General features: G+C 49.2%; 18 protein-coding genes and 1 tRNA gene. 7 read left to right on the top strand and 12 right to left on the bottom strand.

The genetic code is table 11. From position 1 onward, the window contains the following. Positions 1–77: 77 nt before the first annotated feature. The 5 genes from H4O21_RS08035 to H4O21_RS08015 all read right to left on the bottom strand — a co-directional run bounded on the left by H4O21_RS08035 (position 78) and on the right by H4O21_RS08015 (position 6,480). The gene (locus H4O21_RS08035; protein WP_182808331.1) at positions 78–1,160 is read right to left on the bottom strand and encodes an extracellular catalytic domain type 2 short-chain-length polyhydroxyalkanoate depolymerase; all 1,083 of its coding nucleotides are present in this window, start codon (positions 1,158–1,160) and stop codon (positions 78–80) included. Between the two features lie 282 nt (positions 1,161–1,442). Further along, entirely contained in the window at positions 1,443–2,528 is a 1,086-nt protein-coding gene (locus tag H4O21_RS08030; protein WP_182808330.1) for an HD domain-containing phosphohydrolase, read from the bottom strand. A gap of 58 nt (positions 2,529–2,586) precedes the next feature. Beyond that, entirely contained in the window at positions 2,587–4,947 is a 2,361-nt protein-coding gene (locus H4O21_RS08025) for a PAS domain-containing sensor histidine kinase (protein ID WP_182808329.1), read from the bottom strand. A 544-nt stretch (positions 4,948–5,491) separates the two neighbouring features. Then, complete coding sequence (locus H4O21_RS08020; protein ID WP_182808328.1) at positions 5,492–6,088, bottom strand: rhomboid family intramembrane serine protease; 597 nt, start codon at positions 6,086–6,088, stop codon at positions 5,492–5,494. 315 nt (positions 6,089–6,403) lie between these two features. Then, positions 6,404–6,480: transfer RNA gene (locus tag H4O21_RS08015), tRNA-Arg, on the bottom strand. Positions 6,481–6,794: 314 nt separating this feature from the next. On the opposite strand from H4O21_RS08015, the gene H4O21_RS08010 reads away from it, so the two are divergent. After that, positions 6,795–7,220: a c-type cytochrome gene (locus tag H4O21_RS08010; protein ID WP_368737532.1), complete on the top strand. Its 426-nt coding sequence runs from the start codon at positions 6,795–6,797 to the stop codon at positions 7,218–7,220. 80 nt (positions 7,221–7,300) lie between these two features. On the opposite strand, the gene rep is transcribed toward H4O21_RS08010, so the two are convergent. The 7 genes from rep to coaBC all read right to left on the bottom strand — a co-directional run bounded on the left by rep (position 7,301) and on the right by coaBC (position 15,876). Next, positions 7,301–9,319, bottom strand: coding sequence for a DNA helicase Rep (gene rep, locus H4O21_RS08005; RefSeq protein ID WP_182808327.1), 2,019 nt, complete (start codon positions 9,317–9,319; stop codon positions 7,301–7,303). 269 nt (positions 9,320–9,588) lie between these two features. After that, on the bottom strand, positions 9,589–10,860 hold the full coding sequence (locus H4O21_RS08000; RefSeq protein WP_182808326.1) for a GGDEF domain-containing response regulator: 1,272 nt from the start codon (positions 10,858–10,860) through the stop codon (positions 9,589–9,591). Positions 10,861–10,975: 115 nt separating this feature from the next. Beyond that, the gene (gene slmA / locus H4O21_RS07995; protein ID WP_182808325.1) at positions 10,976–11,593 is read right to left on the bottom strand and encodes a nucleoid occlusion factor SlmA; all 618 of its coding nucleotides are present in this window, start codon (positions 11,591–11,593) and stop codon (positions 10,976–10,978) included. Positions 11,594–11,643: 50 nt separating this feature from the next. Continuing rightward, positions 11,644–12,543, bottom strand: coding sequence for an acetylglutamate kinase (gene argB / locus H4O21_RS07990; RefSeq protein ID WP_182808324.1), 900 nt, complete (start codon positions 12,541–12,543; stop codon positions 11,644–11,646). A gap of 123 nt (positions 12,544–12,666) precedes the next feature. Further along, positions 12,667–14,046 (bottom strand): phosphomannomutase/phosphoglucomutase, encoded by a 1,380-nt coding sequence (locus tag H4O21_RS07985; RefSeq protein ID WP_182808323.1) that lies wholly within the window; start codon positions 14,044–14,046, stop codon positions 12,667–12,669. Positions 14,047–14,134: 88 nt separating this feature from the next. After that, positions 14,135–14,590, bottom strand: coding sequence for a dUTP diphosphatase (gene dut / locus H4O21_RS07980; RefSeq protein ID WP_182808322.1), 456 nt, complete (start codon positions 14,588–14,590; stop codon positions 14,135–14,137). Positions 14,591–14,604: 14 nt separating this feature from the next. Beyond that, the gene (coaBC, locus tag H4O21_RS07975; RefSeq protein ID WP_182808348.1) at positions 14,605–15,876 is read right to left on the bottom strand and encodes a bifunctional phosphopantothenoylcysteine decarboxylase/phosphopantothenate--cysteine ligase CoaBC; all 1,272 of its coding nucleotides are present in this window, start codon (positions 15,874–15,876) and stop codon (positions 14,605–14,607) included. Positions 15,877–16,178: 302 nt separating this feature from the next. Here coaBC and radC point away from each other — a divergent pair, with 302 nt between their 5' ends. The 6 genes from radC to H4O21_RS07945 all read left to right on the top strand — a co-directional run bounded on the left by radC (position 16,179) and on the right by H4O21_RS07945 (position 20,029). After that, positions 16,179–16,853: a RadC family protein gene (gene radC, locus H4O21_RS07970; RefSeq protein WP_182808347.1), complete on the top strand. Its 675-nt coding sequence runs from the start codon at positions 16,179–16,181 to the stop codon at positions 16,851–16,853. Positions 16,854–17,056: 203 nt separating this feature from the next. Beyond that, entirely contained in the window at positions 17,057–17,293 is a 237-nt protein-coding gene (rpmB, locus tag H4O21_RS07965) for a 50S ribosomal protein L28 (protein WP_182808321.1), read from the top strand. A gap of 23 nt (positions 17,294–17,316) precedes the next feature. Beyond that, positions 17,317–17,472, top strand: a complete 156-nt coding sequence (rpmG, locus tag H4O21_RS07960; protein WP_182808320.1) for a 50S ribosomal protein L33 — start codon at positions 17,317–17,319, stop codon at positions 17,470–17,472. A 152-nt stretch (positions 17,473–17,624) separates the two neighbouring features. Beyond that, complete coding sequence (gene mutM / locus H4O21_RS07955) at positions 17,625–18,449, top strand: bifunctional DNA-formamidopyrimidine glycosylase/DNA-(apurinic or apyrimidinic site) lyase (RefSeq protein ID WP_182808319.1); 825 nt, start codon at positions 17,625–17,627, stop codon at positions 18,447–18,449. 100 nt (positions 18,450–18,549) lie between these two features. After that, positions 18,550–18,930: a SirB2 family protein gene (locus H4O21_RS07950; RefSeq protein WP_182808318.1), complete on the top strand. Its 381-nt coding sequence runs from the start codon at positions 18,550–18,552 to the stop codon at positions 18,928–18,930. Between the two features lie 97 nt (positions 18,931–19,027). Further along, positions 19,028–20,029 (top strand): 2-hydroxyacid dehydrogenase, encoded by a 1,002-nt coding sequence (locus H4O21_RS07945; RefSeq protein ID WP_182808317.1) that lies wholly within the window; start codon positions 19,028–19,030, stop codon positions 20,027–20,029. Positions 20,030–20,122 lie beyond the last annotated feature (93 nt).

Raw genomic sequence — 20,122 nt, 5'->3', positions numbered from 1 at the left:
AATTCCTTGATATAACAATGAAAACCCGCTTTTGATGAAGCGGGTTTTTATTATCTGACGTGTTTACGTACCTATGTTTACTGACTGCCATCCGCTTGTTTCATCCGGCCTGCCGCGTTTTTCTGGTCATCACCTTTCAGACGTTCAATCATACGAATAATAGCGGCGAGTTGCTGATTATCGCGGGAATAAAACTGGTCTTTCTCATAGCCCCACCAGTCCCAGCAGCCCTGTGGGTTGGGCAGGCTTTTTCTGGCCTGTGGATAAAGTAAAACCAGGTTATTGTTATCGGCCCAGCGATTATAACCGCTGGAGCGGAAAAACTGATTACCGATGGCTTCTGCGCTCTGATCACAGCCATGAAAGACCACATGAAGCTGACAGCTGGCGGCGCCTGATTTGCAGCTTTCAGGCAGATAAAGATAACCTCTGTCCAGCATGCCTTTGCCATCAAAAAAAGCATTCTGGCCGAACTCGAGAAATTCACCTTTTAACTGATCTGAGCTGGTGGGTATCTGCAAAGGCCCATACAGCACTCTCAGCGCTTCTCCTGCGCCATCAAAATGGCAGTTCTGCAGATGATTGGCATCCGGATCACCGCAGTCATTGTCACTGCTCAGTGTCGGGAAGGCGTGACCTGCCTCTGGTATGGCGGTAATGCGGATGTTATACGAGGCCACCAGAGTCTGGTAAAAACCGATCAGACTTTCACTGATTGATGGCTTTACCACACGGTCACTCTGACCATAGAAAATATACACAGGATCATCAACTACCAGAGCCAGATCACCGATTTCGCCGTTCCGGCTGGCTCTATGCATAATGGCCATTCGTTCTTCCAGACTGGCAATGGGGAAGCGCGTTTGCATGCAAGACATCAGAGCATGGCTGAGTCCTTTAATCGCACAGCCCCAGGGGCCTGCTGAAAATATTGCTACGCCTTCAATTTTTTCGGGATAAGCCAGATGCAGCTGATTGGCCAGATAACCTCCGGAGGAGAATCCGGATACTGTTACTCTGGCCTGTTCAAGGCTGGTAAGGTAAGGCAATTCCGGATAGCTGACAGCCTGAGAGTCATTATCGCTGCAGGCTGACAGGAGAACTGTCGGAATCAGCACTGCCAGGCTGGCAAGGACTCTGCGTGTTATGGGCTTAAACATAAGAATATCCGAATCTCTGGGGTATCGGCGGGAGGATAGCGAAAAAACCTTATTTTGCCTATTAAGCCTTATGTTGAACTCTGGAAAGATAGCGGATCTTTCTGTAATCGATGCATTGACTGGTTCGATCTAAGTAAAAGTAGTGTGGAATAAGAGTGGAGTATCATGGAGAGACCCGGTTATCCACAAAAATTATCCACGGATAAACAGGGCTTAACAACAGAGTTATCCACAGGGTGTTTGTCAAGCTTATTTTCCAGCCTGTGGATAGAGATATTGAATTCAGTCTCCTTGATACTGCTCGCTTTCAGGTTCTTTGTGTGCATCTCGTATATTCAGAATTTCATCCAGATTGTCCATAAAGGCATCCACAATCGCCGGATCGAAATGCAATCCCCGGTTTTCTCTGATCAGTTTCAGCGCATCTTCAACGGCCCAGGCTCTTTTATAGGGGCGTTCTGATGTCAGAGCATCAAATACATCGGCAATGGCGCAAATTCGGCCAACCAGAGGGATCTCTTCGCCTTGCAGGCCATTTGGATACCCTGTGCCATCCCACTTTTCATGATGAGTCAGGGCAATCTCTCCTGCCATTCGTAGCAGATCTGATTCAGCCCCTTCCAGAATATCAGCGCCGATCTGAGAATGGGTTTTCATTATTTCCCATTCATCCGGCTCAAATTTTCCCGGTTTCAGCAGAATATGATCCGGGATACCGATTTTGCCAATATCATGCATTGGGCTGGCATTGAGCAGTAAATCACACTGAGCGTCATCCATACCCATAGCTTCACCCAGCAGACGGGAGATTTTACTCATGCGCACAATATGCAGACCGGTTTCATTATCCCGGTACTCTGCCGCTCGTCCCAGACGGCGTACTACCTGAAGGCGAGTTTCATTCAGTTCCGCGGTCCTTTCAATCACTTTGTGCTCAAGAGACTCGTTCAGGCGTTCCAGGCCTTCCCGGTACAGCTTGCTTTCCAGTAGATTACTAACCCTGTGCAGTAGCTCATTGCGTTCGAAAGGTTTGGTGACGTAATCTCTGGCTCCCAGTTCCAGAGCCTGGGTTCTGAATTCCTGAGCACTCTGAGCAGTCAGTACCAGTACCTGAGGTAAGGGAGAAAAGCGTTCTGCCAGGGCACGCATAACCGCGAAGCCATCCATATGAGGCATGTTCAGATCCAGCAGAATCAGGTCAAATTGATGCTCTGCAAACAGATCGCAGACCTGACGAGGGTCCATTGTGGATCGGATACTGGTATAACCTGCTTTAGCCAGTGTACGCTCCAGTAATTTAACATTGACCGGTTCATCATCAACGATCAGAAGTCGGGCATCAAATAAGTTAATCATTGAAGCGGTCATGGGGTATATCCTGCCTTAGGTCTTTATTGGGACATCTTAATAAATCGGCCAGTTATAACTAAAGTGTATCATTATCTTTCGCTTCGTCATTGTGCTCTGGATCAGAAAAGTGCTGAGGCAAATCAATCCAGAAATGGCTGCCCTGATTTTCCTGGCTGGAAAAACTCAGTTCTCCTTTCATACTCCGGGCCAGTTTCTGACTGATAACCAGTCCGATACCTGTCCCCTCTACATTAGATGCCTCAGCTCCAAGCCTTTGAAAAGGCTGGAATATCTCAGATTTTTTTTCCTCAGGTATTCCTGCTCCTGTGTCTTTGACTGAGATCCTGACAATGCCATATTCCGGGGTACTGAATTCGAGCAGAATAAAGCCGGATTCTTTATTGTATTTTACCGCATTGGACATCAGATTCAGGATAATCTGTTTGACCCGGGTTCGGTCAGCCGTCAGATACAATGAATCGAGTCCGTTCTGATCACAATTGATGGTGATTTGTCTCTTGTCTGCCAGCGGCTGAGTCAGTGACAGACATTCAGAGATCACCATATTCAGAGGAACAGGTTCTATACTCAGGTCCAGGCGTCCAGCCTCGATTTTCGCCAGGTCCAGTACTTCATTGATCAACTCCAGCAAGTGGCGTCCGGCATGGATAATCTCGGTCACGTTTTCCAGTTGAGCCTCATCCAGTTCTTCCAGCTCCAGCAACTGGGCAAATCCCAGAATAGCATTCAGCGGGGTACGCAGTTCATGGCTCATACTGGACAGAAACTGGGACTTTGCCAGATTAGCCCGCTCTGCTTCCTCTTTTGCTGTAATCAATGCCTGATCTGTCTGACGACGGGAAATACCCAGAGCCAGTACATTGAACAGACGCATTAAAAGAGATTCATCATCCGGGTTGTGGTTATCAAATGCTCTCAGAGCCAGAATTACCACGCCGATAAACTGATCTTCAATCTGCAGAGGAATCAGCAGATGGCCATGAGGAGGTGCTGATTTACAGTGATGGCAGCTCAGAAGGGTTCTGGGCTGGCGTGATTGAGCCAGTTCTTTCAGCAGCTCCTGAGTATCAGGGTGATCGGCAATGCTGGAGTTACCGTTGCCAGGCAGATTCAGATTAAATACGGTCTGCCAGTGTGTGTGCTCCTGATAGGGAGCCAGATGGACCGACGCGACAGACATCAGCCAGGGCTGAGATTCCAGAATCAGCTCCATAGTTCTTTGCAGGTAATGGCCAATGGAGCTGCCCTGCAGGGTCAGGCGAAAGACCTGAGCGATTAGTTGATCCTGAATGGCTGCCCGCCGGACTTTTGCCTGTTGGGCTTTGATTTCTGTCAGATCAACAAAGGCTCCGACATAATGAGTAACCTCATTACTGTCGTCGGTCACTGCTGTGATGGTCAGCCATTCAGGGTAGATTTCACCATTTTTACGTTTGTTCCAGACTTCACCTTCCCAGCGTCCGCGCTGATTGATTGATGCCCACATATCGCGATAGAACTGCTGATTCTGGCGACCTGAGTGCAGAACCTGAAAGGTTTTTCCGGCGATTTCATCGGCGCTGTACCCGGTGATTTCACAGAATGCAGCATTCACTTCCAGAATGATGCCCTGACTGTTGGCAATTACGATGCCTTCATGTGATTCAAACGCGGTAGCTAAAAGTCTCAGCTTTTCTTCATCCTGCTTTCTGGCACTGATATCGTGATAAGTCCCGAGAATGCCACTGATTTCGCCCTTATTATTCCGAATGACCTGTTTATGGCCCTGAATCCACTGGGTTTTTCCATTAGTCAGCAGGGCTTCTTCATAATCCGCCGATTCTGCCTGGCCTGATAGTAACAGGTCATCCTGATGATCAAATACCTGACGATTCTGATTGGCCCAGGGTAATTGATTGATGGTCATCCCCCGAAGCTCTGCAGCAGAAGAAACACCGGCATCCTGCATAAAAGCCTGGTTGGCTCCTTCATAGTGTTTTGAGGTGTTTTTCCAGAATACCCTTGTGGGAATACTATCCATCACCATGCGGGTGATCTGTTCCGCTGTAATGGATTCTGAACTGTTGTTCTGTCGCTGTAGGTGATCAGCAAAGCATTTTGCCCAGAGTGAACTGAACAAAGGAACTGGAGGCTGATCGCTTAACAGGAAGAACTGGTCTGACAGAGGTACTGAAAACAGCTCCCCGTGTTGTCTGACCTGATCATTTTCTGGCCGATAGCTGACTTTAAACTCTGCCTGCTCACAATGAGTACTGAACAGAATATCTCCGGCGGAAGTAAACAGTGTCAGGCACTGACACCCCCACTGTCTGCTGATCAGTGCAATGGTTCCGGCGATAAGTTGTTCAGGATCAGGGGTTGAATAACCCAGAGCAAACAACTGTTCAGAAAACTCGTGTGGGGTAAATTCTGCCATAACACCTTGTTATTGATCTGCTTTCTGAATCAGAATTTATAACAGAACATATCGATCCGATACAGAAAATGATGAACTCTGATAAAACTATAGCGTGATATAAGCGCATAGGAAGTCGCAAGCCGTCATTAAATAGTCGGATTGTGTACGTTTTCACAAACCCAGATGATATGATGTCTTACACCTTTACTGGATAAAAAAACAGGTATTTAATGAAGGTTCGTCTGACACGTTGTAAAACTCTTTCTTGTCGCAAGCTGATACTCAGCCGCAAAGATTACTGTAAGCGTTGTAGTCTGCCCCCCGTTATGAGGGGTAAAGAAAGCTGGCTGGCATCAGCTCATCCTGAAAATAACCGGGCTGATCTTTCCGGGTAGCCGAAACAGACAGGCAATGAAAAAGCCCTCGTGCCGAGGGCTGGAAAACATAATCATGCAGGCAAGCATACTGACGATATGTTTAAGCAATTAAATGATCCACTCTCCAATGAGCAGATATAGCCTGATCGGTTGCGTGGCCAGAATCACAATGCCTACACTGGACATTAATTCCCTTTGGCATTTTCACTGCTCCTGTAAAGACAGGCCATGCCTATTCCTGCAAGAAAGCCAAACCAGTGACTGGAGTATGACACTCCGCTCATAATAGGAATGAGTCCGAAGAGCAGTGGGAATCCATAAAAAATAAAAGCCAGAACGCCAACCAGTATCGGGATTATTTTTCTGGTTAGCAGGCCCGCAGCCATGAGAAATCCTGCCATACCAAAGATTATTCCGCTTGCCCCTACGTGAATGGCTGGTGGAAACAGAAGGTAACCACACAACCAGGTCGCAAATCCTCCGATGACGGTAATTCCGGCAATAATCTCCCAGCCATCGTTACTGTAGGTGGAGAACAGCAAAAGGCTGAGAATCAATAACGGAAAGGTGTTATTGATCAGGTGCATCAGTGAGCCGTGCAGAAAGGGAGAGGTAATAATGCCTATAAGACCACTCCAGGATGTGGTATCCAGTCCAAAATGGCGATAGAAATCAATAGGGACTAAAACATCAATGATGAACACACCCCACATGATGCCTGTCAGCATCAGAACAGATCTGGCATGTTCAGAAAAGGAACGCTTTCCTGATCGCTTAAACATAAAAATTCCCTCATTGATTTAAAGGCGAAAGCCTGACCATTACCTGATATAAGTTTTCTCTGTGGGCAGTTGCTTTCAGATGACTACGGCAAGCATAACGTGTCGAATAACCTTTATCTGAGATCACGATAAGTTAGAAAAGGTCATTTTCAGGAAGTTGTCTGATAGATAATCAGTGAAGTACCCGGTGAAACAAGGGGGCTGAAGTTGCGAGGGGGAATACGTTTGATACCGGACTACTGTGTACCTGGACGCCAGAAACAAAAAAACAGCCTGTTGGCTGTCTTGGTAACTTGCTGATTTTACTGTAAAAAATGGCCCGCTCGGCGCGATTTGAACGCGCGACCACCGCCTTCGGAGGGCGGTACTCTATCCAGCTGAGCTACGAGCGGGTTATGGCGCAACATTCTATGGAGTAATGAGGCGGATGTCTACTGGCAGAGTCGAACAAATTAAGATAACTGCGTGTAAAAGCTGAATTTTTATCACTATGACGATTCAGCTATAGCTGTTTCCGGTTAAATTTGGAAGCTATCTGACGTTTATTTGACCTGTAAAGGGGTCTATCCAGCCTCCCCCGACCTGTTGGCTATTTCCGCTAAGACTAATTGCCGCTATACTTCCGTTTTTTATGGTTAATAGAATACACACCCAGAAAAGAAGCGGTTTTCGCTTTTTAATGGATCAGTGATTAGAGGTGGTGAGAGTGAAACGCAGCGGTATGATCGCAGGTGTTATGGGCGTGCTGATGGGCGCGGCTCTGAGTACATCAGTACAGGCGGCGAATATGTCCAAAGAGGCTATTGCTGAGCGTCTGAAGCCAGTGGGTGACGTATGTCTACAGGGACAGGATTGTGGTGGTGCAGCGCCTGCACCAGCAGCAGGTGGCGGTAAGTCTCCTGAAGATCTGTTCAATGCTTCCTGTAGTGCATGTCATAATACAGGTGCTGCAGGTGCACCTAAGAAAGGTGATGCTGGTGCCTGGGGCCCTCGTATCGCGCAGGGTATGGATACTCTGTACAGCCACGCTATCAATGGCTTTAACGCTATGCCACCAAAGGGTGGTAACGCTTCTCTGAGCGATGACGATGTTAAATCTATCGTAGATTACATCGTAGATAGCAGCAAATAAGCTATTTGTGTATACAAAAAACCGGCAGGCCTGACTGCCGGTTTTTTTATGCCTGTAATATTCTGCCCTGTATTTCAGGATTAAAGTCCCAGGCTTTTTTTCAGGCTGTCCAGAGCGGCTCTTCCCCGTTCCCGCTTAGCTTTGTCCGGCTCCTGTTCTTTCCCTTCCCAGGCCAGATCTTCCGGGGGGAGTTCATCCAGAAAACGGCTGGGAGTACAGTTCAGCATTTCTCCGAACTGTTTGCGTTGTGCTGCCATCGTGAGGGTCAGAGTCTGACGTGCTCGGGTAATACCGACGTAAGCCAGGCGACGTTCTTCTTCAATATTACCGTCATCAATACTATTGCGGTGTGGCAGCAGGTCCTCTTCCATACCAACAATATAAACGTGAGGATATTCCAGCCCTTTTGCTGAATGCAGCGTCATCAGTTGTACCCGGTCTGAATCATCCTCTTCGGCCTGTTGTTCCATCATGTCCCTGAGGACCAGCCGGGCAATAGCATCTTCAATACTGGCGCTGTCGTCGTCATCCTGCATTCGTTTCAGAGTGTCCTGCAGAGAATCCACAAGAATCCTGACATTGGCCATACGCCGCTCTGCGACCTGGGGAGAGCTGGAGTTCTGGTGTAACCAGCCTTCATAATCGATATCGTGGATCATCTCCCGGATCGCGGAGATGGAATCATCCTGATAACAGCGCTGACGGGTTTTCTCCAGCCAGTGATTAAAACGGCGCAGCTTATCCACCTGTTTTTCAGACAGGGATTGCTCCAGTCCCAGTTCAGAGCAGGCGTGAAACATACTGATATGACGCTGATTGGCGTAAGTGCCCAGTTTTTCCAGAGTAGAAGGGCCTATTTCCCGGCGGGGCATATTGATGACACGCAGAAAAGCATTATCGTCGTCCGGGTTTACCAGAATTTTCAGGTAACCCATGATGTCTTTGATTTCATGACGGGCAAAAAATGAGGTGCCGCCACTGATTTTATACGGGACCTGGAAAGCCTGCAGCTTAATCTCCAGAATCCTGGACTGGTGATTCCCACGGTAAAGAATAGAGAAATCTTTGTAGGAGGCATCCTTTTTAATACGGTGTGTCAGAATCTCTGTCACAACCCTTTCGGCTTCAGCATCTTCATTGCGGCAACTAATAACCCTGATCTGTTCCCCCTGCCCCATTTCGCTCCACAGGGTTTTTTCGTACACATGGGGATTGTTGGCGATCAGGGTATTGGCAGCTCGCAGAATCAGCGAGGTTGAGCGATAGTTCTGCTCCAGTTTAACGATACGCAGGCTGGGAAAGTCCTCGCCCAGCTTGACCAGGTTTTCCGGACGAGCGCCACGCCAGGCATAAATAGACTGATCATCATCTCCTACAACGGTCAGGGCGCCGCGATAACCGATGATCAGTTTGACCAGCAGGTACTGACTGACATTGGTGTCCTGGTATTCATCCACCAGCATATAGTGAATTTTGTTCTGCCAGCGTTCCAGAATATCCGGATGATCCCGGAACAGACGTACTGGCAAACGAATCAGGTCATCAAAGTCGACGGCATTGTAAGCCTGAAGGTGGCGATCGTATTCCCGGTAGACCGCCGCTGCCAGTGTTTCTTTATCATTTTCAGCCAGACCCAGCGCTTGTTCTGGTTCTATCAGATCGTTTTTCCAGTTTGATATCATATGCTGCACCATGCCAATGATGTCTGCATCTGTCTGGAAATCCTTATGCATCAGGTCCTTGATCAGGGATTTGGTGTCCTGGTCATCGAACAGGGAAAAACCGGCCTTGTATCCCAGTGTTTTATGTTCCTTGCGGATAATATTCAGGCCCAGGTTATGAAACGTCGATACGGTCAGTCCTCTGGATTCTTTACCCTGAACCAGCTTGCCCACTCGTTCTTTCATCTCGCGGGCTGCCTTATTGGTAAAGGTTACCGCAGCGATTTTATGCGCCTTAATACCGCACTCTTTAATCAGGTAAGCGATTTTTGTCGTGATCACACTGGTTTTACCACTACCGGCACCGGCCAGTACCAGTAAAGGGCCACCAACATATTCAACGGCTTCACGTTGCCGGGGATTCAGACGGGAAAGCATAAACAGGATCCGCTTCTGGAGATTGGGTTGACAGATGATGAGCTGGTTGGTTTTCAGGGGCGCTGATTGTATCAGTGTAGCGGATATCGTTAACAGGGGCTTAGCAGAAATTGTCCGGTGTATATCAGTCTGGGAATACAATAACCGCTCAGCAGTGTATTACCGGATGCTGAATGGGCCAGTGTTCTGAATAAATAGCAGAGTATTCAAACAACGGTATATCTGTATTTTTCATCATTGTTATTCCCGATCACTGAGCGCTGTCGGCTTTAGTGCTGAACCAGTTGATTACGCCCACTGGCTTTGGCCTGATAAAGCGCCTGATCGGCGTTTTCCATCAGAGTTTCCAGGTCTTCTGATTGACGTATGCACAGGCCCATACTGATGGTGACCGAAATATTCTGTTCTGAGAGCGGGATGTCAGTGTTTTCAATACTTTGACGAATAGTTTCCAGGCGTTGCCGCATCTGATCTGGTGTCATATCAGAAAAGATAACGCAGAACTCTTCTCCACCCAGGCGGGCCAGCAGATCTTCACTACGGATATGTTCTTTCAGTTGATCTGCCACCACTTTCAGCGCTTCATCTCCTGCGTTATGGCCGTAGGTATCATTCACGTTTTTGAAATGGTCAATGTCCATCATAGCCAGCCCCATACTGATATGCTCTTCGTCAGATTGTTTAATCAGAGTATTGGCATGAGGATAAAAATACTGACGGTTATGCAGGCCGGTCAGAAAATCCTTATAGGCGGCATCCTGAAGCTCACGAACGCTGATCAGCAGGTCCATCATGTTATTGATGCGGCTGTAGAATTCTTCGACGGTAAAACCTTTGTACATAAAGTCGTTAGCGCCGCATTTAAGAATCTGAGCCGGAATTTGCTGATCCATCTGGCCGGATACGCCAATAACGGGCAGTTGTGCGGAAGTAAATTGTTTCCGGATGCGACGAATTACGTCATATCCGCTCATGCCGGGCAGCTGATAATCCAGTAGCACCAGGGAAATATCATTGCTGCGGGATAGCATATCAACGGCTTCTTCACCGGTAAAAGCACTGATCACCTGATAGTGCTGACGCTGAAGCAGTACCTTCAGATACGTGCAGTAGGTAGGCGAATCATCGACTACCAGAATTTTGTGTTGTTCATTTCGCAGCAGGCGTGTGACCAGGCTGACAACATCCTGCAGACCATCCTGATCTTTAAAGAAATAATCGATGACATCTTTATCCATAACCTTCTGGCGGGTTTCAGCGTCCAGTGAGCTGGTCAGGGCGATGGCGGGTACCTGTTCCTCCAGAGCAATGGCCAGCATTTCGCACTCTGCTGCATCCTCCAGCATTAACCCGCTGATAACCGCCAGATAGTGTCCTTTGTGCTCCTGAAGTAACTGACAGGCTTCCTGACGACTTTTAACAGAGTCTATTGCAAGTGCTTTAACTTGCGTTCGCAGGGTTTCTGCCAGAACATCCCTGAAAAACATGGAGTTATCAACAACGAGGATACGGGATCTGGGGGCTCTGTTCAGGCGGGGCATGAGGGGTCCTGTCGTCTTTTTTTATGGGGTGCACTATCTTAATGATAATGCACAGCCGGAAGGAAACAAAAAAAATAACTTCTCAGGGAAATAAATGACTGATATACCGGATGGGTCAGGCACTGACGGGAACTGGGGTCAGCAGACCATCGGCCAGGAATGCCCACTGCTCAGGCCAGTTATCTACCGGAGAGCGTCCCGTGCGGCTGTATTGCTGGACCCGGCCTTCCAGAATAGACATCAACAGCTGAGCGGTGGCTGGTACCGGCATAACGGTTCTCATCTGATCGCGGATTTCTGCTTCACGCAGGATCTGTTTCAGCTGAGTTTCCAGACGCTCATAAAACTGTGAGATACGGGTACGTAACCGGGCATCCTCTCCGACCAGGGCTTCGCCGGTCATGATGCGACAAAGGCCCGGATTTTTATCGGCAAACGCCAGCACCAGTGTCAGGATGTGTTCGCAGCGGTACAGCGCCTGAGGTTCATCCTGCAGGATACGGGTTACCCGGGAGAAAATCGTTTCTTCAATAAACTCGATCAGCCCTTCAAACATTTTGGCTTTGCTGGCAAAGTGGCGGTATAACGCAGCCTCTGATAACCCGACCTCTTTTGCCAGCGAGGATGTGGTCACCTTAGTGCCCGGACGATTCTCCAGCATGTGTACCAGCACCTGAAGAATTTGCTCCTTGCGAGAGGTTTTTTGTGTTTTCTGCTCTTTTGCCTGAGTCATAACTATTCCAAATTACCAGCAATCAAATCAGCTGTTGTCAGAAATAAAAATTAGTCCTGGTTGGTAATCTGTGTACCGACACCGGCATCGGTAAAGATTTCCAGCAGGGTGGCGTGTGGAACACGACCATCAATAATGTGTGAGCTGATAACACCGTTTTTGACGGCGCTCAGTGCACAGCCGATTTTTGGCAGCATGCCGCCGTAGATAGTACCGTCTTCAATCAGAGCATCGACCTGCTCGGTGCTCAGGCCGGTCAGAATATCGCCTTCTTTATCCTGTAGTCCGGCTACATTGGTCAGCAGAATCAGCTTTTCAGCCTGCAGCGCTTCAGCAACCTTACCGGCTACCAGATCGGCATTAATATTATAGGAGCGGCCTTCGTCATCGACACCAATCGGAGCAATAACCGGAATGAAATCTCTGTGTACCAGCATGTCAACCACATCAGTACAGACCTGATTAACTTCACCCACATGGCCAATATCAATAATTTCCGGCGCAGTCATATCCGGGGTTTTATGAGTGACTTTCAGTTTTCTGGCCTCGATCAGACCGCCATCTTTACCGGTCAGACCTACGGCTTTACCACCGGCCTGATTAATCAGGCTGACAATATCTTTATTGACCAGGCCTCCCAGTACCATTTCTACCACGTCCATGGTTTCACTGTCGGTGACACGCATCCCATTTACAAAGCGGGATTCGATATTCAGCTTTTCCAGCAGCTCTCCGATCTGAGGGCCACCGCCATGTACGACCACAGGGTTTATGCCGACCTCTTTCATCAGAACCATATCCCGTGCAAAAGAGGCTTTCAGATCCTCATCTGTCATCGCATTACCGCCGTATTTGATCACGATGGTTTTGCCGGAAAAGCGCTGAATGTAAGGCAGGGCTTCGCTTAAAACTTTAACTACTTCTATGGCGTGTTCGGTATTTGCTGTCATTCTTTTTCCTGTTTTGCTGCTTGCATCAACGGATATCATGGATTGTCTTAACCGGCTCCAGGTCATGAGCCGGTGTTTTATCCGCTGGCTGTTCTGTCATCGGGCCATGAGCAATGTTGATGATCAGTGTACGTCCAGTTTCAGTCCGGGCTGGATTTTTTCCAGTTCACTGATAAAGGTACTCCGGATACGTTCCAGTCCTGCATCCGTTTTCGCTTCAAAGCGCAGCACCAGAACAGGGGTGGTATTGGAAGCCCGGCATAATCCCCAGCCGTCATCATAGTCGACCCGGATACCGTCAATTTTATTCACCTGACCATTGCCAAACTGACCCTCGTTCGCCAGACGGTTAACCAGGTCAAATTTAGTCTCGTCGGTGACCTGAATATTCAGTTCTGGAGTGCTGATATCTTCCGGGAACTGGCTGAACAGGCTATCGGCATCCTGACCGGATGCGGCCAGAATCTCCAGCAGGCGAATCGCGCCATACAGGCCGTCATCAAAACCAAACCAGCGCTCTTTAAAGAAAATATGGCCACTCATTTCGCCGGCCAGAGCAGCCCCTGTTGCCTTCATCCGGGCTTTGATCAGGGAGTGGCCTGTCTGCCACATCTCAGGTTCGCCACCGGCCTGTTCAATCACTTTAGCCAGATTCCCGGTACATTTCACATCAAAGATCACTTTGGCACCGGGATTACGCTGGCAGACATCCTGAGCAAACAGCATCATCAGTTTGTCGGGATAGATCAGCTGTCCGGTCTGAGTCACGACGCCAACGCGGTCGCCATCACCATCAAAAGCCAGCCCCAGATCGGCACCGGAACGTTTTACTTCTGCGATCATATCTACCAGGTTAGCCGGTTTGCCCGGGTCCGGGTGGTGATTCGGGAAGTTACCGTCCACCTCACAATACATCGGGGTCACATCGCAACCGAGCTGCCGGATGACATCCGGAGCCAGATAGCCCGGTACACCATTACCACAATCCACGACGACCTTCAGTGGACGGGCCAGATTAAAGTCACTCAGTACCCGGTCTTTATAGGCCGCATTAACGTCTTCATGACTCAGCTGGCCCTGACCCTGCAACAGATCCTGCTGCTGGATACGCTGGTACAGTGCAGTAATCGCTTCGCCGTACAGGGTTTCACCGGCCAGAACAATTTTCAGGCCATTGTAATCCGGCGGGTTATGGCTGCCGGTCACCATGACGCCGGAAGTAGTGCCTTCCAGGGTAAAGGTGGCAAAGTACAGCAAAGGTGTAGGCACCATACCGATATCAATGACATCAGCACCGGAGGCCTGAATACCGCGGATCAGGGCAGCACTGATTGCCGGGCCTGACAGACGGCCATCCCGGCCGACAATCACTGCTTTATCTCCACGGGCCTGAGCTTCAGAGCCGATGGCCCTGCCGATTTGCTCAACGCCGTCCTCAGTCAGGGTATCGCCAACGACACCACGAATATCGTAAGCCCGGAAAATAGAGGCAGGTACTGTCATTTATCTGTCCTGATAATACTGATGGATAAGCCCTGAGCCAGTACATCGACCGGATCAGGACAATAAAAGTTAAATCGGGGTATTTTACTTACTGACGTCCGGAATGACCGAAGCCACCTGCGCCACGGTCACTGCTGTCAAACTCCTGAACAATGTTCAGCTCAGCCTGTACGACAGGTACCAGCACATACTGGGCAATACGCTCACCGGGTTCGATGGTGAATGCGTCTTTGCCACGGTTCCAGCAGGAGATCATCAGCTCGCCCTGATAATCAGAGTCAATCAGACCAACCAGATTACCCAGTACAATGCCGTGTTTATGGCCCAGACCTGAACGAGGCAGAATCACACCTGCCAGCCCCGGATCGCCGATATGGATCGCAAGACCCGTACCAATCAGTACGGTTTCGCCCGGATTAATGGTAATCGCTTCATCCAGGCAGGCTCTGAGGTCCATACCTGCAGAACCCTCAGTTGCATAGGTTGGCAGAGGCAGTTCATTACCTATTTTTTCGTTCAGAATTCTGACGTCTAAAGTACTCATTCTTGACTCGTTTATCAGGTGTTACTGTGTAAGAAATGGTCACTGATCTGTGTGATCAGTTGTCTGGCCAGTGTGGTTTTACTGGCCTGGTCCGGCTGGTAGCGGCCTATGTCCGGTGTTGCCGGATCTGCACTGCCAGCCTGTTTCCAGAGTACAGTGACCGCATTCTGGTCGCTGTTAAAACCAATGTCGCTACGGGATACATCATTGGCAATAATCATATCCAGGTTTTTTCGCATCAGCTTGCTGATCGCATAGTTCTCAACATCCTGGGTTTCTGCTGCAAAGCCGACAGTAAAAGGCCGTTGTTCATGGCGGGCGATGGTGGCCACAATATCGGGGTTCTGTACCAGACGCAGCACCAGTTCGTTCTGGCCTGGCTGTTTTTTCATTTTCTGATCGGCGGCATTATCCGGGCGATAGTCTGCCACGGCTGCTGCTGCGATAAAAATATCGGTATCCGGCAGATGCTGCAGACTGGCTTCCAGCATGTCACAAGCGCTGTTTACCTGAACCAGATTGACGCCTTCTGGTGCCTGAATCTGTACCGGGCCACTGATCAGGTTGACCCGTGCTCCGGCATCCCGAGCCGCTTCTGCCAGTGCATAGCCCATTTTACCTGAGCTGTGGTTGCTGATATAGCGTACCGGATCGACGGCTTCGCGAGTAGGACCGGCTGTCAGCGTGACGGTCCGACCCTGCAGAGGCTTCTGAGTTTGTGTATTACTGACTGGTGACGATGATTCGTCCCGATGACTCTGTAACAAGGCAAAGATTGCACTGGCTTCCAGCATGCGTCCTGGCCCTGTATCACCACAGGCCTGTTCACCCTGATCCGGGCCTAGCAGAGTATAACCGTATGTCTGCAGTGTCCGGGCATTTTTCTGTGTTGCCGGATGACGCCACATGGCCTGATTCATGGCCGGGGCCAGCAATACACTGGCTTCTGTGGCCAGACAGAGTGTGGTCATCAGGTCATCCGCCATACCCGCTGCCAGGCGCGCCATCAGGTCAGCACTGGCCGGAGCGATGATAATCAGATCCGCCCACTTAGCCAGCTCGATATGCCCCATGCCAGCTTCCGCTTCTGGGTCCAGTAAGTGGGTGTGAACGGGATTTCCGGAAAGAGCCTGAAAGGTTAAGGGGGCGATAAAGGCCTGAGCCCCTTCTGTCATTACCACGCGCACCTCGGCGCCAGCTTTGACCAGTAAACGGGTCAGTTCCGCGCTTTTGTAAGCGGCTATTCCTCCGCTTAAGCCCAGCAGAACCCGGCAACCCTGCATCATCATATGAACCTCAGAATATCAGGTATTTTGATTGTTTCCGGGCAACTTATCTACCCTGGAAAAAAGTGCTACAAGATAGCATGAGCGGCTCAATCAGGTAAGAGCTTATCACGACTGAAAGCCGGATATCAGCCGTATTGTCTGACTGGCAGGCGACAGTCCGGCGCTATGTGTCTTTGAAAGCAGATGGTTAGCAGTGCTACTGACTTGAACTGCTCCTGAGGATGAGGTTTATTCATAACATCAGGGAGATGCTGATAAGGATAATTGCCATGATGGCAACCATGATTAAGGAGGATGTGATGAGTCTTAAACACTGGCCGGAACAGGATCAGCCCAGGGAAAAACTATTACGGCAGGGGGCTCATACACTGAGTGATGCCGAGCTGCTGGCTATTTTTCTGCGTACCGGTGTTTCCGGTAAAAGTGCTATTGATCTGGCTCGTGACCTGCTGGCCGGATTTGATGGCCTGAGAGCCTTGTTAGAAGCAGATCAGGACACTTTCTGTCGTTATCACGGACTGGGGCCTGCTAAATATGTGCAGTTACAGGCTACACTGGAGATTGGCAAGCGTCATCTGATGGCTCGCTTACAGCAGGGAGAGGCATTAACCAGCCCTGAACTGGCACAGCAGTACCTGATTACTCAGCTGCGTCACCACCCTCATGAAGTGTTTGCCTGCCTGTTCATGAATAACCAGCATCAGGTACTGGCATTTGAGTCGTTATTCCGGGGAACCATTGATGCTGCCAGTGTCTATCCCCGTGAAGTGGTTAAACGGGCGCTGGAACATAATGCCGCGGCAGTGATTTTTGCTCATAACCATCCTTCCGGAGTGGCTGAGCCTAGTCGTTCTGATGAATACATCACTGAAAAACTGAAACAGGCGCTGGCGCTGATTGATGTTCGGGTACTGGATCACTTTATTATTGGCAATGGTGAGACAGTTTCACTTGCGGAACGGGGTTTGATGTAGATAATAGCCGGGAAAATCACTATTTACTGTTTAACCGGTACAGAAAACCTGAATTTACTTGTCAGGGTAAGGCTGTTCTGGTATAACAGTGCGCCTTTAAATTGATGGGTTGAAGCAGGGTGCCGTTTTTTCCGGCTGGTTCGCTGATTCCCCCAGGTTTCTTGAATAGTTAAGACGCCTAGCTAGCGACTGGAGGCTAGAAAATGTCCAAAGTTTGCCAGGTTACCGGGAAGCGTCCTGTAACCGGAAATAATGTGTCACACGCACAAAACAAAACGCGCCGTCGTTTTTCTCCTAACCTGCACACGCACCGTTTCTGGGTTGAATCCGAGAAGCGTTTCGTGAAGCTGCGCGTATCTGCTAAAGGTATGCGTGTTATTGATAAGCAGGGTATCGAAAAGGTACTGGCTGACATTCGTGCGCGCGGCATTAAGCTGTAAGCATTGAATTAAGGAGATAAATCATGCGTGATAAAATCAGAATGGTATCATCCGCTGGTACTGGTCACTTCTACACCACTACCAAAAACAAGCGTACTACGCCTGACAAACTGGAAATGAAAAAATTCGATCCAGTTGTACGTCAGCACGTTATGTACAAAGAAGCTAAAATCAAATAAGATTTTTTCTTCTGAAAAAACCCGGCTGGTCCGGGTTTTTTTGTGTCTGCAGAATACCTGACTCTATTACATGGATATTGGCGCAGAGCAGATATATCTGCCAGATCACCGGTATACTGATAGTCCGTCATTGTGCGGTAATGGAGAAAAACATGCCTGAATTACCTGAAGTTGAAACCACCCGTAAAGGGATCAGCCCTTACTGTGAACACCAGAAAGTGCTGTCGGTTGAGGTGCGTCAGCCCAGTCTGCGCTGGCCGGTACCGGATAATCTGGCACAACTGCTGGAAGGTCAGGTGATTCGCGGAATTCAGCGCAGAGCAAAATACCTGCTGCTGGCTTTTGATCATGGCACTCTGATAATCCATCTTGGTATGTCTGGCAGCCTGAGAGTGATGCTGCAGCCAGAGCCTGCGCAAAAGCATGATCATGTGGATATTACTCTGATTACCGGACACACCCTGCGCTACCATGATCCCCGGCGCTTTGGTGCCTTTGTCTGGACTGATCAGCCTGTAGCACACCATAAACTGATTGCTCATCTGGGGCCTGAGCCTCTGTCTGATCAGTTTACAGCACAGTATCTGAGTCAGAAATGTCAGAAACGTAAAACCGCGATTAAGAGCCTGATTATGGACAGTAAGGTCGTGGTCGGTGTGGGGAATATCTACGCCAATGAAGCCCTGTTTATGTCCGGGATTCATCCGAAACAACTGGCCGGACAACTGTCAGAAGGAAAGATATCTCTGCTGACAGAAAAGATACGCTTTGTCTTACAGCGTTCTATTACCCAGGGCGGTACCACGTTGCGGGATTTTGTCGGTGGTGATGGCAAACCGGGTTATTTTGCCCAGCAACTGAACGTTTATGGTCGTGCCGGAAAAGATTGCCCTGAGTGTGGTTATCAGCTGGAGGAGATTCGACAGAATAACCGTAGCAGTGTGTTCTGTGCTCGCTGCCAGCCCCTGCAGGCTTAAATAAAAGCGCTGTTACTTATTTCCTGATACGTGATCAATCGTGTTACAACATGAACCGGGCCGGGCACACAAACCGGGTACATAATAGGAATAAACGTCAATGTACAGCATCATCAAACATATCCACCTGTTGTCAGTGGCTATCAGTATCAGTCTGTTTGTGCTGCGGGGAAGCTGGATGCTGCTGGACAGCCACTGGCTGAAGAAACAGTGGATACTCCGCATCACCTACCTTGTGGATACCTGCCTGCTGGCCAGTGCTGTCGCTCTGTGTGTGCTGATTCAGCAATATCCAGGCATCCACCACTGGCTGAGTGCCAAAGTGCTGGCCTTGTTGCTGTACATTGTGCTGGGCAGCATGGCACTGAAAAGAGGGCGAACGAAAAAACAGCGTGCTCTGGCTCTGCTTGCTGCTCTGCTCTGCGTCGCTTACATTATAGGTACAGCCCTGACGCATAACCCCTTGTCCTGGTTCAGTTAGCCTGCCTTCTCTCAGATTGTGTGGTAACTGTTACCGGACAGAAAATAGTTATCCGTCTGGCCTCTGATTCCCTGTTTTTCTGAAATAAGGCCATCCTATGCGTATCGCAGTATTCAGTGCTCAGCCCTACGATCAGCGTTTTCTGGATCAGGAAAACCATCACCCTGATTGCGAACTGGTCTATTTTAACCTTCTGCTTAATGAAACCAATGTTGAAGTCTGTAAGCAGTTTGATGCGGTCTGCGCGTTCGTCAATGATGACCTGAGTGCTCCGGTACTGAAAAAGCTGAAAGCCAGAGGTGTGCGTTATATCGCATTGCGTTGTGCCGGTTTTAACAACGTGGATCTGCTGGCGGCTAAGACACTGAATCTGCCTGTTGTCCGGGTACCGGCTTACTCACCGGAAGCGGTGGCTGAACATACGCTGGCACTGATTCTGGGCCTGAACCGTAAAACTCATAAAGCCTTTAACCGGGTACGGGAACAGAATTTCTCTCTGAATGGCCTGTTAGGCTTTAACCTGCACGGCCGTACTGTGGGGCTGGTCGGCACAGGACAGATCGGCATAGCCACAGCCCGTATTCTGAAAGGGTTTGGCTGTCGTTTATTGGCCTGTGATCCCTATGAAAATGATGACTTTATCGAGTTGGGCGGTGAATATGTCTCGCTCAACCGCCTGTATCAGGAAGCGGATATTATCACCCTGCACTGCCCTCTGACGGAGCAGAGCCAGCACCTGATTGATGAAGAGGCTATCTCCCATATGAAAGATGGCGTCATGCTGATTAATACCAGTCGTGGCGGACTGGTCGATACTCAGGCCCTGGTTGCAGGTCTGAAAACCCGCCGGATCGGAGCACTGGGGCTGGATGTCTATGAGCAGGAAAGCGAGCTTTTCTTCCATGATCATTCAGGGGAGATCATTGATGATGAACTGTTCCAGCGTTTGCTGACCTTCCCCAATGTAATGATCACCGGTCATCAGGGCTTCTTTACCGAAGATGCGCTCACACAGATCGCCAGAACGACTCTGGATAACCTGTATGCCCTGGCAGATGGACAGAACTGTGTGAATGAGCTGACGCAGAGTATCACTTGAGAACCTGAATATACGCTGGATCAGATCGTATCTTCTATTGATGTATACTTTCAGTAAAAGTTTTTCGGTATACATCACGCCAGTGACCAGTCT

Source organism: Oceanospirillum sediminis, assembly GCF_014164585.1.
GTDB classification, from domain to species: Bacteria; Pseudomonadota; Gammaproteobacteria; order Pseudomonadales; family Halomonadaceae; genus Oceanospirillum; species Oceanospirillum sediminis.
This window is presented reverse-complemented; position numbering and strand designations above follow the sequence as displayed.

What these genes read in the sequence shown, in the direction of transcription:
- H4O21_RS08035 (WP_182808331.1), bottom strand. Translation starts at nt 1,160, where the DNA reads ATGTTTAAGCCCATAACACGCAGAGTCCTTGCCAGCCTGGCAGTGCTG.
- H4O21_RS08030 (WP_182808330.1), bottom strand. Translation starts at nt 2,528, where the DNA reads ATGACCGCTTCAATGATTAACTTATTTGATGCCCGACTTCTGATCGTT.
- H4O21_RS08025 (WP_182808329.1), bottom strand. Translation starts at nt 4,947, where the DNA reads ATGGCAGAATTTACCCCACACGAGTTTTCTGAACAGTTGTTTGCTCTG.
- H4O21_RS08020 (WP_182808328.1), bottom strand. Translation starts at nt 6,088, where the DNA reads ATGTTTAAGCGATCAGGAAAGCGTTCCTTTTCTGAACATGCCAGATCT.
- rep (WP_182808327.1), bottom strand. Translation starts at nt 9,319, where the DNA reads ATGCTTTCCCGTCTGAATCCCCGGCAACGTGAAGCCGTTGAATATGTT.
- H4O21_RS08000 (WP_182808326.1), bottom strand. Translation starts at nt 10,860, where the DNA reads ATGCCCCGCCTGAACAGAGCCCCCAGATCCCGTATCCTCGTTGTTGAT.
- slmA (WP_182808325.1), bottom strand. Translation starts at nt 11,593, where the DNA reads ATGACTCAGGCAAAAGAGCAGAAAACACAAAAAACCTCTCGCAAGGAG.
- argB (WP_182808324.1), bottom strand. Translation starts at nt 12,543, where the DNA reads ATGACAGCAAATACCGAACACGCCATAGAAGTAGTTAAAGTTTTAAGC.
- H4O21_RS07985 (WP_182808323.1), bottom strand. Translation starts at nt 14,046, where the DNA reads ATGACAGTACCTGCCTCTATTTTCCGGGCTTACGATATTCGTGGTGTC.
- dut (WP_182808322.1), bottom strand. Translation starts at nt 14,590, where the DNA reads ATGAGTACTTTAGACGTCAGAATTCTGAACGAAAAAATAGGTAATGAA.
- coaBC (WP_182808348.1), bottom strand. Translation starts at nt 15,876, where the DNA reads ATGATGCAGGGTTGCCGGGTTCTGCTGGGCTTAAGCGGAGGAATAGCC.
- radC (WP_182808347.1), top strand. Translation starts at nt 16,179, where the DNA reads ATGAGTCTTAAACACTGGCCGGAACAGGATCAGCCCAGGGAAAAACTA.
- rpmB (WP_182808321.1), top strand. Translation starts at nt 17,057, where the DNA reads ATGTCCAAAGTTTGCCAGGTTACCGGGAAGCGTCCTGTAACCGGAAAT.
- rpmG (WP_182808320.1), top strand. Translation starts at nt 17,317, where the DNA reads ATGCGTGATAAAATCAGAATGGTATCATCCGCTGGTACTGGTCACTTC.
- mutM (WP_182808319.1), top strand. Translation starts at nt 17,625, where the DNA reads ATGCCTGAATTACCTGAAGTTGAAACCACCCGTAAAGGGATCAGCCCT.
- H4O21_RS07950 (WP_182808318.1), top strand. Translation starts at nt 18,550, where the DNA reads ATGTACAGCATCATCAAACATATCCACCTGTTGTCAGTGGCTATCAGT.
- H4O21_RS07945 (WP_182808317.1), top strand. Translation starts at nt 19,028, where the DNA reads ATGCGTATCGCAGTATTCAGTGCTCAGCCCTACGATCAGCGTTTTCTG.